Origin of the sequence: Geobacter sp. (assembly GCF_027327745.1) — a bacterium.
Classification (GTDB): Bacteria; Desulfobacterota; Desulfuromonadia; order Geobacterales; family Geobacteraceae; genus Geobacter.
In genome coordinates, this window is the sequence record NZ_DAHVYG010000067.1 from 1 (window position 1) to 13,296 (window position 13,296).

Consider the following 13,296-nt stretch of genomic DNA (forward strand, 5'->3'; position numbering starts at 1 on the left):
TCTCCGCTGCCGCCTTTTGGGCTGCAGCCATCTCGGCGGCGGCTTTCTCCGCCGCAGCCCGCTCCGCTTCCGCTTTCTCCGCCGCTGCCTTCTCCGCCGCCACCCGTTCGGCCTTGGCCCTTTCCTTCGCCGCCTGCTCCGCAGCCAGGCGCTCCGCCTCGGCCTTCTCACGGGCAGCTTGCTCCGCTGCCGCCTTTTGGGCTGCAGCCATCTCGGCGGCGGCTTTCTCCGCCGCAGCCCGCTCCGCGGCGAGCTTCTCCGCCGCCGCCTTCTCGGCGGCAGCCTTCTGGGCCGCAAGTTGCTCGGCCGCCACCTTTTCCCGGGCGGCAGCTTCGGCAGCCTTCCTGGCAGCGGCGGTCTTCTCGGCAAGCGCCTTCCTGGCGGCCGCAGCCTCGGCTTCCTTCTCCGGCGCCTCACGCCTGGCCATGACCGGCAACTGCTCGCCCTTGTCGTAGCGGGCGACCAGGGCCAGCAGCTCGTCCTCCACGGTCCCCTTGAGGGGGCTGTCGGGATATTCCTTGAAGAACTGCGACATGTAGCGGGCGGCATCCCGGTCGAAGCCCGCCTTGAAGCTGGCGCGGGCAAGCCAGAAGATTGCCATGTCCCTGAGGGGGGTATCGGGGTATTTTTCGAGGACGGTCTTCATCCGCTCGATGGCGGACTGGTAATCCTTTTTCTGATAGGCGTTGAAACCGGCGATGAAGATCTGGGAATCTTCCGAATTGACTGCGTGGGCGGGGGAGGGGGAAAGGAGCGAGGCGATTATGAGACATCCGGTCAGGCACTTGAAAACGGCAGTGCGGAAATATTTCATAAAAGTCACGTGGTTAACCTTTCCAACCTCAGGCGGGAGCGTAATCTTAATCAGTTTGAGTTAAATAACATCATAACACCAGCTTGTCAACGAAGAATGGCGGCCTGAGCCCTTGTAATTACGCGAAAAACCGTCGACCGAGGAGTCGTCTCCACCGGGCGAAAACGAAGGGGCCGCTCCCCGGTTCCCCCCTCTTCCCAATCGATCGCTCCGCCGGTATACTCTCCCCATGATCGACAAGGCGAGACTGAGCACCCTTCCCGACGCCCCCGGCGTCTATCTCATGAAGGGAGAGCGGGGTGAAATCCTGTACGTCGGAAAGGCGAAGAGCCTCCGGAAGCGGGTCCGCTCGTATTTCGGCAAGCACGTCGAATCACGGTGGCAGATCCAGTTTCTCGTGGCCCGGGTCCGGGATCTCGACGTCATCGTCACCGACACCGAGAAAGAGGCCCTCATCCTCGAAAATACGCTCATCAAACAGCATCGCCCCCGCTACAACATCGACCTGCGCGATGACAAGACCTATTTCTCGCTCCGGATGGACATGCGCGAGGAGTTTCCCCGCCTGACCATCATCCGCAAGGTGACGCGCGACGGGGCACAATATTTCGGACCCTACTCCTCCGCCTCCGCTGCCCGGGAGGCGCTAAAACAGCTCTACAAGCTTTTCCCCCTGCGTCACTATCCACTGGAAACCTGCCGTCGACGCAAGCGCCCCTGTCTGTTTTACCAGCTCCGACAGTGCTCGGCGCCATGCCACGGGCTTATTTCCGCCGAAGAATATCAGGCGCTGGTCGAAGGGGCAGCCCTGTTCCTGAGGGGTAAAAACCGTGATCTGGCGAAGGTCTTCCGCGAGCGGATGGCGTCGGCCGCCGCCCGGGAGCAGTACGAGGAAGCGGCTCGCTACCGGGACCTCCTCCGCGCCATCGAGGTGACGGTCGAGAAACAGAAGGTCGTGACCGAGGGAGGGGATACGGACGTCCTCGGTTTCTGCCGCGAGGGTAACGACCTCTCCCTGTCGCTTCTCTTCATGCGGGGGGGACGGCTCATCGGTAGCAAGAACTTCGTCGTGAACTGGGAACTGGACGATGCGGAAGGTGTCTCCTCATTCCTCAACGAATACTACGGCCGGGAGGTCGTGATTCCCGACGAGGTCCTGATCCCCGTGCCGATCGGCGACGAAGAGGTCCTGGGAGAACTGTTGTCCGAGAAAAGGGGAAAGCGGACGACCCTCTTCTCCCCCAGCCGGGGGACCAAAGCCGAACTGGTGAGGCTCGCCGTGAAGAACGCCGAAAACTCGCTCCGCGAGCGCCGGGACCGGGAGGCGGGGGCCGAGACGCTCCTCGGCGAACTGAAGGAGCGGCTCCACCTGCGCGCCATTCCCCGCCGGATCGAGTGCTACGACATCTCCACCATCCAGGGGCGCTTCGCCGTGGGGAGCAGGGTCTGTTTTCGCGACGCAAAGCCCGACAAGGCAAACTACCGGCGCTACCGCATCAGGACCGTTGCCGGCGCCGACGATTTCGCCATGATGCGCGAAGTTCTCTCCCGGCGCTTTGCGCAGGTTGCCGAGGAGGACCTCCCCGACCTGATCATCGTGGACGGCGGGCCGGGACAGCTCAACATCCTGACGGCAGTGCTCAGGGAACTCAAGGTGGAGGGGGTTGACGCGGTCTCCCTGGCCAAGAGCCGCGTCGAGCGGAATATGGCGGACGAGCATGTGGCGCGGAGCGACGAACGGGTCTTTCTGCCGGAAAGGAAGAACCCGGTAGTGCTGCGCCAGAACTCCCCCCCCCTGCTCCTCCTCGCCCAGATCCGCGACGAGGCCCACCGCTTCGCCATCACCTACCACCAGACACTCCGGGGGAAGGGAGCGGTAACGTCGGTTCTCGACGCCATCCCCGGCATCGGGGTAAAACGCCGCAGGGAGCTGCTGCGCCGCTTCGGAAGCGTCCGGAGACTTCGGGAGGCGAGCCGCGAGGAACTTGCAGCAACCCCCTCGATTTCCCCGGCCCTGGCAGAGGCGATCTGGACGGCGCTCCATGAAAACGACGAAGGCGGCGCTCCAAGCTAGGAACGCCGCCTTCGTCATGCCGCACCAAGCCGTCAGTTACGGCTCGGCCAACAGCTTCTTGATGAGAGCCTCAATGCTGCGCAGGGTCTCTTCCGATCCCCCCTGAAACTTCTCCGTCACCACACCCTTCCTGGAGATGACGTAGACCGTAGGTAGCGAACGGAGACCGTAGTCGGCCTGAATATCCTGGGACGCGAAGGCTACGGGATAATTGATCCGCTTGCTGGCAATGAATTCCTTCACCCCCTGCTCATCCCCTTCGTCGAGGGAGAGGCCGAGGATCTGCAGTCCCTGCTTGCCGTACTTCCGGTTGAGGGTCACCAGGTGGGGGATCGCCTCCCGGCATGGAGGGCACCAAGTGGCAAAGAAATCGATCACCAGGACATACCCCTTGTAGTTGTTCAGGGTGATCGGCTGGCCCGAGGTGCTCACCACCTTGATGGGGGGCGCGGCCTGTCCCTTCTGGACGACGGCGTGGGACGGCAGCGGGAACGCCAGCGCGGACACGATGGCTGCCGCCAGGGCAAGCCGGCGAAAATGGTAACTCTTCATACCCACCTGTTTCCTCCCGATCAGAGAGCCTTCTTGATGAGGGCTTCGAGCTGCGCCTTGGGAACGGCCCCGACGACCTGATCGACGACCTTGCCATCCTTGAAAAGGATAACCGTCGGGATGCCGCGAACCCCATATTTGCCGGGGGTGGCGGGGTTGTCGTCCACATTCACCTTGCCGACCTTGACCTTGCCGTCATACTCCTCGGCAATGGCATCGATGACCGGTGCGATCGCCTTGCAGGGGGCACACCACGTCGCCCAGAAATCTACGAGAACCGGAACGCTCGACTTGAGGACATCCGCATCGAAGCCGTCGTCGCTGAGCGTAAGAACCTTTTCACTGGCCATGAGAGCCTCCTTTGACATGTATAGTACTTTCAAAATATAGCCGAGCTCCCCGAAAACATCAAGGAGGAAATCTTTCCCCTCAACCATGAGGGAAGGCTCACCATGCGGCGCCGGACAAGGCTTCGCACCGTCGCCACCCCCTCCCCTTGGCAAGAAAGGGGAAATCTGCTACATAGGGAAAAGCGTCGTTTTTACACCCGAGAGCCCATGGATTTTTTCCCCGTCAATCTGAGCATCAGGGACCGTGCCGTCACCATTGTGGGGGGAGGTGCGGTCGCCCGCCGGAAATGCCGCTCCCTCCTTGAGGCCGGCGCCCGGATTACGGTTATCGCCCCGCGGCTCGATCCGAGACTCGGCGAACTCCGGGACCAGGGCCTGCTTGCCCATATCCAGCGCTCTTACGAGCCCGGGGACCTCACCGGCGCATTTCTCGTCTTCGCCGCCACCGACAACGCCGCCGTCAACCGGGCCGTAGCCGAGGAGGCAGCGTCCAGGGGAATTCTCGTTTCCCTCGCCGACACCCCGGCTCTCGGAAACTTCACCATGCCGTCGGCCGTCCGGCGGGGAGCACTCCTCATCGCCGTCTCGACGGGGGGAAAGAGCCCCGCCCTCGCCCGGCTCATCCGCGAGGGACTTGAGGAAGAGTTCGGCCCCGAATACGGGGAAGCGCTGGAAATCCTCGGTGCGGTCCGTGAAAAGCTGTTGACGGTCTCCAGAAACACCGCTTACAATAAGAAGATTTTTAGCGACCTTGCCGTTTCGCCCCTCGTCGAACTGGTCCGCTTGCGCCGGTACGATGAAATCGACCTTCTCCTGACACGGCTCGCCGGCCCCGGCTTCACCCGGGAGGGGCTGGGGCTCGAAAAAAAGGACTCCGCATGAACGCCCTGCTCTTCGCGATAACCCTGGCACTCTATCTGGCCGCCACCGTCGCCTACCTCGCCTACCTCGTCAAGCCGCGGGAAGCCCTTGGCCGGGTGGCTCGCCGGATTCTCACGGCGGGATTCGCGGCCCACTGTGTTTACACCATTGACCGCTATATCGAGGCGGGACACACCCCCATCACGAACCTCCACGAATCCCTCTCCTTCTTCGGGCTCGCCATCGTCGGCGTTTATCTCGCCTGCGAGCGGAAATACCGGACCGTCATCCTCGGCTCCTTCGTCACGCCGCTGGCGCTTCTGATCCTGAGCGCCTCCACCAGCTTCCCGGCGGCGATCGTCCCCCTCAACCCGGCCCTGAAGAGCAGATGGCTCGCCGTTCATACCGTCATGGCATTCCTGAGCTATGCCGCCTTCGCCGTCGCCTTCGGCGCGGCAATCATGTACCTGATCCAGGAGCGGTTCCTGAAACAGAAGAAACTCGGCGCCATGTACCAGAAGCTCCCCTCCCTCGACATCCTCGACGAAATCAACTACCGATGCCTCACCTTCGGCTTTCCCCTCCTCACCTTCGCCATCATCAGCGGGGCCATCTGGGCCGAAACGGCCTGGGGGACGTACTGGAGCTGGGACCCGAAGGAGACCTGGTCGCTCATCACCTGGTTCGTTTACGCCGCCCTCATCCATGGTCGCCTCACCACCGGCTGGCGGGGAAAGAAGGCGGCAATTCTGGCCATCGTCGGCTTCTTCGTGCTCCTCTTCACCTTCCTCGGCGTGAACCTGTTCCTGCCGGGACTGCACAGCTACAAGTAACGGGCGAGGCACGGAAACGATATGGAAATCATTGTAGTGGGACTTTCACACAAGACGGCCTCGGTCGACATCAGGGAAAAGGTCGCCTTCTCGCCGACCCAGATGGAGAAGCCGCTGCGGGCGGTGGTGGAACGGCCGGAGATCACCGAAGCGGTCATCGTCTCCACCTGCAACCGGGTGGAGATCTACGCCACCACCCGCGACATCGCCGGCGGGATGGCCCGGATCAAGCGTTTCCTGGCCGACTACCACGGCATCTCCACCGATGCCCTTGAGCCGCACCTCTACGCCCACCACGGCGAGACGGCCATCCGCCACGTCTTCCGGGTGGCGGCGAGCCTCGACTCCATGGTGGTAGGGGAGCCACAGATCCTGGGCCAGATCAAGACCGCCTACGGCTACGCGGCCGAGTTCAAGACCTCCGGCATCATCCTCAACCGCTTCCTCCACAAGGCCTTCTCGGTGGCGAAACGGGTCCGGACCGAAACGAAGATCGCCTCCTCCGCCGTCTCCGTCTCCTTTGCCGCCGTGGAGCTCGCCAAAAAGATCTTCGGAGAGCTGTCGGACAAGACGGTGATGCTGGTCGGCGCCGGCGAGATGTGCGAGCTGGCGGCCAAGCATTTCCTCAACAACGGGGTGCGCGGCGTAATGGTGACCAACCGGACCTTCGAACGGGCCGAGCGCCTCGCCGAGGAGTTCGAGGGAAAGGCGATCCGCTTCGAGGACCTCTTCGACCAGCTCCACAAGGCCGATATCGTCCTCTCCTCCACCGGCGCCACCCACTTCATCATCAAGCCGAAGGACGTGGAAGAGGTGATCCGGCGCCGCAAGCTCAAGCCGATGTTCTTCATCGACATCGCCGTGCCGCGGGATATCGACCCGAAGGTCAACGACGTGGAGAACGTCTACCTCTACGACATGGACGACCTCCAGGGGGTGGTCGCCTCCAACCTCCAGCAGCGGGCCGAGGAGGCGAAGAAGGCCGAGGCGATTATCGACGAGGAGATCGGGCAGTTTTACAAGTGGATCTCCAACCTGGAGGTCACCCCCACTATCGTGGCCCTTCGTTCGAAGTTCGACGAAATCCGGAGAAACGAACTGGAAAAGACCCTCTCCAGCTGGAAGGAGCTCCCCCCCGACGGGGAGAAGCGGCTGGAGGCCCTTACCAACGCCATCGTCAACAAGCTCCTCCACCCCCCCATCGCAGCCCTCAAGAGGACCGGCCAGGGGGGGAGGACCGACCTCTACGTCGACGCCGTGCGCACCCTCTTCGACCTGCAGACCGGTGAGCCGGAAGCTGGAGAGCTCGGAGAGCTGGAAGAATAGTAAAAAAGGAGACTGATATAATGGCACTGAAGCAACTGAGAATAGGAACCCGCGCGAGCCAGCTCGCCCTCTGGCAGGCCAACTGGGTGAAGTCCGAGCTCGAGAAGCGCTACCCCGGCATGGCGGTGGAACTGGTAAAGATCAAGACCACGGGGGACAAGATCCTCGACGTCCCCCTGGCCCAGGTGGGGGGTAAGGGGCTCTTCGTGAAGGAGATCGAGGAGGCAATGCTCCGGGGCGAGATCGACATCGCGGTCCACAGCATGAAGGACGTGCCGACCGAGTTTCCCGAAGGGCTCGGTCTGGTCTGCATCACCGAGCGGGAGGACCCCCGCGATGCCGTCATCTCCCGCGGCGTCACCTTCGCCGACCTCCCCCGGGGAGCGAAGATCGGCACCTCGGCCCTACGCCGCCAGGCCCAGCTCCTCAAGGTCCGCCCCGACCTTGAAATGGTGGTCATCCGCGGCAACGTGGAGACCCGGATCCGCAAGCTCACCGAGGAGAACCTGGACGCCGTGATCCTCGCCACCGCGGGACTAAAGCGCCTCGGCTTCACCGACGCCGTCACCGAGTACCTCCCGGTGGAGCTCTCGCTCCCCGCCATCGGCCAGGGGGCCCTCGGCCTCGAATGCCGCCTGGACGACACGGCGGTCCGGGGGACTATCGACTTCTTCAACCACCCCGACACCGCCCACGCCGTGAGGGCCGAGCGGGCGCTTCTGTGGCGCTGCGAGGGGGGATGCCAAGTCCCCATCGCCGCCCACGGCCAGGTATCGGGCGACACCCTCACCCTCGTCGGTTTCATCGCCTCGGTGGACGGAACGCGCTCCGTGAAGGAGAGCATCACCGGACCGGTGGCCGACTGCGAGAAGCTCGGCATCGCCCTGGCCGAGAAGCTCCTGGCCGACGGCGGTCACGAGATCCTCGCCGAGGTCTACCAGCGGGAAGTGGCGCGGGAGAAGGAAATCCCCGTCTGACTTCGTGAACCATGCCTCTGAAATCCCTTCAAAACGGTTTTGTCTACCTGATCGGCGCCGGCCCCGGCGCCCCCGGCCTCATCACGGTCCGGGGGAGGGAGTGCATGGGGGTCGCCGATGTCGTCGTCTACGACTATCTGGCGAACGACGATCTCCTGCAGTACGCCCGCCCCGGGGCCGAGCTGATCTACGCCGGCAAGGTGGGGGGCCACCACAACCGGGAGCAGTGGCAGATCAATGAGCTCCTGGTGGAAAAGGCACTGACGGGGAACGTCGTGGCCCGGCTCAAGGGAGGTGACCCCTTCGTCTTCGGGCGGGGAGGGGAGGAGTGCGAGGCGCTGGTGGCGGCCGGCATCCCCTTCGAGATCGTCCCGGGGGTCACGGCGGGGATCGGTGCGGCGGCCTACGCCGGCATCCCCCTCACCCACCGCGACTTCACCACCTCCGTCGCCTTCGTCACCGGCCACGAGAGCCCCGGCAAGGAGGCGTCGGAGATCGACTGGGAGGGGCTCTCCCTCGGCAGCGGCACCGTGGTCTTTTACATGGGAATGAAGAACCTCCCCCAGATCGCGGCAAACCTCGTGGCCCACGGCCGGCCGCCGGAAACCCCGGTGGCCCTGATCCGCTGGGGAACCCGGCCCGAACAGGAGGTGCTGACCGGGACCCTGGCCGACATCGCGGAAAAGGCCCGGCGAAGCGGCTTCAAGGCCCCCGCAGTGACGGTGGTCGGCGAGGTGGTCACCCTGCGAGAGAAGCTGCGGTGGTTCGACAGTCGTCCCCTCTTCGGCAGGGGGGTCCTCGTCACCCGCGCCGCCGACCAGGCGGGGGAGTTCAGCGCCCGCCTCCGGGGGCGGGGAGCCCGCGTCGTCGAATGCCCCACCATCGCCATTGCCCCCCCGGAGAGCTGGAACGAACTGGACGGCGCCATCGCCCGCCTCTACTCCTTCGACTGGGTCGTCTTCACCTCGTACAACGCCGTCCGCTTCTTCTTCGAGCGCCTCACTGCCCTCGGGAAAGACAGCCGGGCCCTCGGCCCCTGCCGGATCTGCACCGTGGGACCGAAGACGGCGGAGGCGCTTGTCTCCCACGGCCTGCGCCCCGACCTCATCCCCGGCGACTACAAGGGGGAGGGGGTCGTCGAGGCGCTGCGCGCCGCCTCCGTCCAGGGGACGCGGGTCCTCTTCCCAAAGGGGGACCGGGCGCGGGACGTGATCCCGGCGGGGCTTGCGGCGCTAGGCGCCGAAATCTGCGCACCGATCGCCTATCGCAACATCACCCCCGAAACCGTTCCCGAGGAGGTGGTCGCCGAGTTGGAGGCGAAGCGGATCCACTGCGTCACCTTCACCTCCTCCTCCACGGTGGAGAACCTGGCGGCGATCCTCGGCGAAAACCGGCTGCTGCGCCTCCTTGACGGCGTGGTCGTCGCCTCCATCGGCCCCATCACTTCCCGAACCTGCCGGGAACTGGGACTGAAGGTGGAGATCGAGCCGGCGCAGTACACCCTCGACGCCCTTACGGCGGAACTCGTCCGGTTCTTCTCGCCGCGGGGAGAGGGTCACCCCCATCCCGCGCCGTGACGCCACGCCCCAGGGGTGCAGCATGCTCATCGACACCCACTGCCATCTCACCTCCCCTCCCCTCGCGTCCCGCGTCGACGACGTCCTGGACGCCGCCCGCCGGGCCGGCGTAACGCAGTTTATCGTTCCCGGGGTCGACCCCGACGACTGGCCGGCGATCGCGGCGCTGGCCCGAAGACACGCGCCGTCGGTCCGGGGCGCCTTCGGCATCCACCCGATGGCGGCGGACCGGGCGAACCCGGAAACGCTGGCGCTGCTGGCCGACTACGGGCGGGAAGCGTGCGCCATCGGCGAGATCGGCCTCGACTACACCCTTCCGGACGTTCCGCGGGAGCTCCAGCAGGCGGCGTTTCGCGCCCAGATCCGGGTGGCGGTGGAAACAGGGCTTCCGGTCATCCTCCATTGCCGCAAGGCGTTCCGGGACCTGCTCGCCATCCTCGACGAGGAAGGGGTGGCACGGGTCAGAGGGGTGATGCACGCCTTCTCCGGCAGCCCCGAAGTTGCCACCGCCTGCCTGCGGCTCGGGCTTTTCATCTCCGTGGCGGGGAGCGTCACCTACCCCACGGCGGTCCGGCCGGTGGCGGTGGTCCGGCAGGTCCCCCTCGACCGGCTGCTCCTGGAGACCGACTCCCCCGACATGACCCCCGAGCCGCTCCGCGGCCGCCCCAACGAGCCAGCCTTCCTGAGGGAGACGGCCCGGAGGGTGGCGGAGATCAAGGGGATATCCGCCGACGCCGTGGCACGGGCGACAACCGACAATGCCCGGCGCCTCTTCAGGCTTTCCCCCTTCCCCGACAATACGAATAACTCCGAGGTACCCCATGTCCCTGCACCGCTTCTCCCGCACTGAAATCCTCATCGGCCCCGAAGGGCTCGACCGGCTCCGCCGCGCCACCGTGGCCATCTTCGGCCTCGGCGGCGTCGGGAGCTTCGCCGCCGAGGCGCTCTGCCGGGCCGGGGTCGGCCGGCTCGTCCTGGTCGATTTCGACGACATCTGCCTCACCAACGTGAACCGCCAGCTCCACGCCCTGGACGGCACCGTCGGCAGGGCGAAGGTCCAGGTGATGGCGGAGCGGCTCCGCCTCATCAACCCCGCCGCCGACATCGTCCCCCACAAGGATTTCTACGAAGGGGAGAACAGCGACTTCCTCCTCTCCGGCGGCTACGACTACGTGGTGGACGCCATCGACCACATCACGAGCAAGCTCCACCTGATCCGCAGCTGCAAGGAGCGGGAGCTGCCGATCATCGCCAGCATGGGAGCCGCCAACAAGCTCGACCCGACGAAAATAAGGGTGGCCGACATCGCCGACACGAACAAGTGTCACCTGGCCCGGGTGGTCCGCAAACTCCTCCGCAAGGAGGGGATCAGAAGCGGCGTGAAGGTGGTCTACTCCACCGAGGAGTACCGTGAGCAGCTGGTGGCCGATGCCGGCTGCCGCTCCAACTGCATCTGCCCCAACAAGGACGAGCAGCGCTTTTCCTGCGAGCACCGGCGGGTGATCCTGGGGAGCATCTCCTTCATCCCGAGCATCTTCGGCCTCACCATGGCGGGAGTGGTCGTAAACGACCTCCTGGCCCGCGAGTAAAAACACTTCGGTCCGGTTGAAGCCCTTCCGATTCCCGCTATACTGATCTGAAAGACATTTCAATGGGATGAGAGGAGGACCGTACCATGACCAGGGAATATTCGGTTCAGGAAGCACTGAAGCTGGCGATCAAGGGTGAAAAGGATAGCCTGGACTTCTACCGGAAGGCGGCGACCGCGACGAAGAACGACCGAGCGAGGAAGGTCTTCGACCTCCTGGCGAACGAGGAGGTGGGGCACCTCAAATCGTTCTTCGACCACTACAGGGGGGGAGAGTTCGGCGACATTGCCTCCTACATGGCCCAGCCCCCCGACACCAAGAACCCGACCTACATGGCGCTCATGAAGGCGATCGACGAGGAGACCCACGAGCAGCAGGCCCTGGAGATCGCACTGCGGGAAGAGAAGTCGTGCATCGACCAGTACACGGTCCTCGCAAAGGACATCGTCGACCCACTGGTGCGGGGGATCTTCCAGCAGGTGATCAAGGAGACCGAAAAGCACTACGCCATGATCGAGGAGGAGTACCGCCACGTCATGACCATGGTCCACGAGTCGGACCAGGACATCTATGTGAGGGAATGATGAAGGGAGTCACGAAGAGCATCGCCCTGCTATTGTTCTTCGTCCTCGCCGCAGAGGCGGCCACGGCCGCGGCAACGGAGGACGTGCGGGGGATCGCGCCACCCCGGCAGGGACTGAAGGTGATCGAGGAAAAGTGCCTTGCCTGCCACAACCGCCAGCGGATCGACGCCGCCGTCCGGGAACGGAAGGATATGGCGAAGATCCTCCAGTCGATGGAGGGCAAAGGGGTGAAGCTGACGGAGAAGGATCGGATGGTTATCGGCCACTTCTGGAAGCAGAGCCCCTTCAGGGAGAAGTGATCACACGGATTCCCGGCATACGGAAACAGAAACGGCAGCCCAAAGCAGGCTGCCGTTTCTGTTTCCGGTGAAAAAGAGTATCGTCCTAGAACTTGCCGAGAAGCGGCACGATCAGGAGCGACACGATGTTGATGATCTTGATCATCGGGTTAACCGCAGGGCCGGCGGTGTCCTTGTACGGGTCGCCGACGGTGTCGCCGGTAACGGCGGCCTTGTGGGCATCGCCCCCCTTGCCGCCGTGGTAGCCGTCCTCGATGTACTTCTTGGCGTTGTCCCAGGCGCCGCCGCCGGTGGTCATGGAGATGGCGACGAAGATGCCGGTGACGATGGTGCCGACGATGACCCCGCCGAGGGCCTTGGGACCGAGGGTGAAGCCGATGACGATCGGTGCGGCGATGGGGATGATGCCGGGGATGACCATCTCTCTCAGAGCGGTCCTGGTAACGATGTCGACGCAGGAAGCGTAGTCGGGCTTGCCGGTCCCTTCCATGATTCCCTTGATCTCACGGAACTGGCGACGGACTTCTTCAACAACCGATCCCCCCGCCTTGCCGACCGCTTCCATGCAGAGCGCAGCAAAGTAGTAGGGAAGCATCCCGCCCAGGAAGAGACCGACGATGATGTACGGGTCGGAGAGGGAGAACTCGATGTTCTGTCCGGCCAGGCGCAGTTCATCCACGTAGGAGGTGAAGAGGATGACCGCGGCCAGACCGGCGGAGCCGATGGCGTACCCCTTGGTGACCGCCTTGGTGGTGTTGCCGACCGCATCGAGCGGATCGGTGACGGCGCGGACCGAATCGTCCAGCTCGGCCATCTCGGCGATGCCGCCGGCGTTGTCGGTGATCGGCCCGTAGGAGTCGATGGAGACGACGATGCCGGTCATGGACAGCTGCGCCATGACGGCGACAGCGATGCCGTAGAGGCCCGCCTCATAGTTGGCCAGCAGGATGCCGCCGGCGATGACGAGTACGGGCAGGGCGGTCGATTTCATGCTGACCGCGAGGCCGGCGATGATGTTGGTCGCCGAGCCGGTCTGCGAGGCGGCCGCGATATGCTTGACCGGGCCGTACTTCGTCGCCGTGAAATACTCGGTGATGATGACGATGGCGCCGGTAACGACCAGGCCGATCAGGGTACAGACGTAGATGTTGCCCCAGCCGACGACCTTGCCGTCGGCCAGTTTCGGAAGAGCCCTCATGAGCCAGTAAGTCACGGGGATGAAAGCAGCTGCCGCCAGGATGCCACTGGCTATGAGGCCCTTGTAAAGAGCCGCCATGATGCCGCCGCCGGCGCCGATGCGCACGGCGAAGCTGCCGATGATCGAGGCGAGAATGGAGACGCCACCGATGACCAGCGGGAACATGAGCGCCTTGTCGTTGTTCGGGAAGAGCAGCGAGCCCAGCAGCATGACAGCAACGGCCGTCACGGCGTAGGTCTCGAAGAGGTCGGCCGCCATGCCG

Annotated in this window: 13 protein-coding genes and 1 pseudogene; 10 read left to right on the forward strand and 4 right to left on the reverse strand. The window is 64.3% G+C overall.

Going from position 1 to position 13,296, the window contains the following annotated elements; all coding sequences use genetic code 11:
- Window positions 1–814, reverse strand: a pseudogene (locus tag M6689_RS12490) (hypothetical protein); the annotation flags it as partial.
- Between the two features lie 229 nt (window positions 815–1,043).
- On the opposite strand from M6689_RS12490, the gene uvrC reads away from it, so the two are divergent.
- Window positions 1,044–2,888: an excinuclease ABC subunit UvrC gene (gene uvrC / locus M6689_RS12495; protein WP_298272240.1), complete on the forward strand. Its 1,845-nt coding sequence runs from the start codon at window positions 1,044–1,046 to the stop codon at window positions 2,886–2,888.
- Window positions 2,889–2,924: 36 nt separating this feature from the next.
- On the opposite strand, the gene M6689_RS12500 is transcribed toward uvrC, so the two are convergent.
- Both M6689_RS12500 and trxA read right to left on the reverse strand, forming a co-directional pair.
- A complete protein-coding gene (locus M6689_RS12500; RefSeq protein ID WP_298272242.1) occupies window positions 2,925–3,440 on the reverse strand; it encodes a TlpA disulfide reductase family protein in 516 nt (171 codons plus the stop codon).
- 20 nt (window positions 3,441–3,460) lie between these two features.
- Entirely contained in the window at window positions 3,461–3,790 is a 330-nt protein-coding gene (gene trxA, locus M6689_RS12505) for a thioredoxin TrxA (protein ID WP_039744491.1), read from the reverse strand.
- A gap of 207 nt (window positions 3,791–3,997) precedes the next feature.
- Here trxA and M6689_RS12510 point away from each other — a divergent pair, with 207 nt between their 5' ends.
- The 9 genes from M6689_RS12510 (at window position 3,998) to M6689_RS12550 (ending at window position 11,836) form a co-directional block, all read left to right on the forward strand.
- Entirely contained in the window at window positions 3,998–4,672 is a 675-nt protein-coding gene (locus M6689_RS12510) for a bifunctional precorrin-2 dehydrogenase/sirohydrochlorin ferrochelatase (protein WP_298272246.1), read from the forward strand.
- Complete coding sequence (gene ccsB, locus M6689_RS12515; RefSeq protein WP_298272248.1) at window positions 4,669–5,484, forward strand: c-type cytochrome biogenesis protein CcsB; 816 nt, start codon at window positions 4,669–4,671, stop codon at window positions 5,482–5,484. The genes M6689_RS12510 and ccsB overlap by 4 nt, the downstream gene beginning before the upstream one ends.
- Window positions 5,485–5,505: 21 nt before the next feature.
- Window positions 5,506–6,810, forward strand: a complete 1,305-nt coding sequence (gene hemA / locus M6689_RS12520) for a glutamyl-tRNA reductase (protein ID WP_298272250.1) — start codon at window positions 5,506–5,508, stop codon at window positions 6,808–6,810.
- Window positions 6,811–6,830: 20 nt separating this feature from the next.
- Window positions 6,831–7,787 carry a hydroxymethylbilane synthase gene (gene hemC, locus M6689_RS12525; protein WP_298272252.1) on the forward strand — a complete coding sequence of 319 codons (957 nt, stop codon included), beginning with the start codon at window positions 6,831–6,833 and terminating at the stop codon, window positions 7,785–7,787.
- Window positions 7,788–7,798: 11 nt separating this feature from the next.
- The gene (cobA, locus tag M6689_RS12530; RefSeq protein WP_298272255.1) at window positions 7,799–9,364 is read left to right on the forward strand and encodes a uroporphyrinogen-III C-methyltransferase; all 1,566 of its coding nucleotides are present in this window, start codon (window positions 7,799–7,801) and stop codon (window positions 9,362–9,364) included.
- Window positions 9,365–9,386: 22 nt separating this feature from the next.
- Window positions 9,387–10,214 (forward strand): TatD family hydrolase, encoded by an 828-nt coding sequence (locus tag M6689_RS12535; protein ID WP_298272257.1) that lies wholly within the window; start codon window positions 9,387–9,389, stop codon window positions 10,212–10,214.
- Window positions 10,186–10,953, forward strand: coding sequence for a tRNA threonylcarbamoyladenosine dehydratase (locus M6689_RS12540; RefSeq protein WP_298272259.1), 768 nt, complete (start codon window positions 10,186–10,188; stop codon window positions 10,951–10,953). The genes M6689_RS12535 and M6689_RS12540 overlap by 29 nt, the downstream gene beginning before the upstream one ends.
- 86 nt (window positions 10,954–11,039) lie before the next feature.
- Window positions 11,040–11,537 carry a ferritin family protein gene (locus tag M6689_RS12545; protein ID WP_298272262.1) on the forward strand — a complete coding sequence of 166 codons (498 nt, stop codon included), beginning with the start codon at window positions 11,040–11,042 and terminating at the stop codon, window positions 11,535–11,537.
- The gene (locus M6689_RS12550) at window positions 11,537–11,836 is read left to right on the forward strand and encodes a hypothetical protein (RefSeq protein ID WP_298272264.1); all 300 of its coding nucleotides are present in this window, start codon (window positions 11,537–11,539) and stop codon (window positions 11,834–11,836) included. Before M6689_RS12545 ends, M6689_RS12550 begins: the two co-directional genes overlap by 1 nt.
- A gap of 85 nt (window positions 11,837–11,921) precedes the next feature.
- Here M6689_RS12550 and M6689_RS12555 read toward each other — a convergent pair.
- Window positions 11,922–13,296, reverse strand: a 1,375-nt coding sequence (locus M6689_RS12555) for a sodium-translocating pyrophosphatase (RefSeq protein WP_298272267.1), incomplete at its 5' end; no start/stop codon positions are given.

Excerpts from the sequence above, each read along its gene's own strand:
- uvrC (WP_298272240.1), top strand. The coding sequence starts at position 1,044 with ATGATCGACAAGGCGAGACTGAGCACCCTTCCCGACGCCCCCGGCGTC.
- M6689_RS12500 (WP_298272242.1), bottom strand. The coding sequence starts at position 3,440 with ATGAAGAGTTACCATTTTCGCCGGCTTGCCCTGGCGGCAGCCATCGTG.
- trxA (WP_039744491.1), bottom strand. The coding sequence starts at position 3,790 with ATGGCCAGTGAAAAGGTTCTTACGCTCAGCGACGACGGCTTCGATGCG.
- M6689_RS12510 (WP_298272246.1), top strand. The coding sequence starts at position 3,998 with ATGGATTTTTTCCCCGTCAATCTGAGCATCAGGGACCGTGCCGTCACC.
- ccsB (WP_298272248.1), top strand. The coding sequence starts at position 4,669 with ATGAACGCCCTGCTCTTCGCGATAACCCTGGCACTCTATCTGGCCGCC.
- hemA (WP_298272250.1), top strand. The coding sequence starts at position 5,506 with ATGGAAATCATTGTAGTGGGACTTTCACACAAGACGGCCTCGGTCGAC.
- hemC (WP_298272252.1), top strand. The coding sequence starts at position 6,831 with ATGGCACTGAAGCAACTGAGAATAGGAACCCGCGCGAGCCAGCTCGCC.
- cobA (WP_298272255.1), top strand. The coding sequence starts at position 7,799 with ATGCCTCTGAAATCCCTTCAAAACGGTTTTGTCTACCTGATCGGCGCC.
- M6689_RS12535 (WP_298272257.1), top strand. The coding sequence starts at position 9,387 with ATGCTCATCGACACCCACTGCCATCTCACCTCCCCTCCCCTCGCGTCC.
- M6689_RS12540 (WP_298272259.1), top strand. The coding sequence starts at position 10,186 with ATGTCCCTGCACCGCTTCTCCCGCACTGAAATCCTCATCGGCCCCGAA.
- M6689_RS12545 (WP_298272262.1), top strand. The coding sequence starts at position 11,040 with ATGACCAGGGAATATTCGGTTCAGGAAGCACTGAAGCTGGCGATCAAG.
- M6689_RS12550 (WP_298272264.1), top strand. The coding sequence starts at position 11,537 with ATGAAGGGAGTCACGAAGAGCATCGCCCTGCTATTGTTCTTCGTCCTC.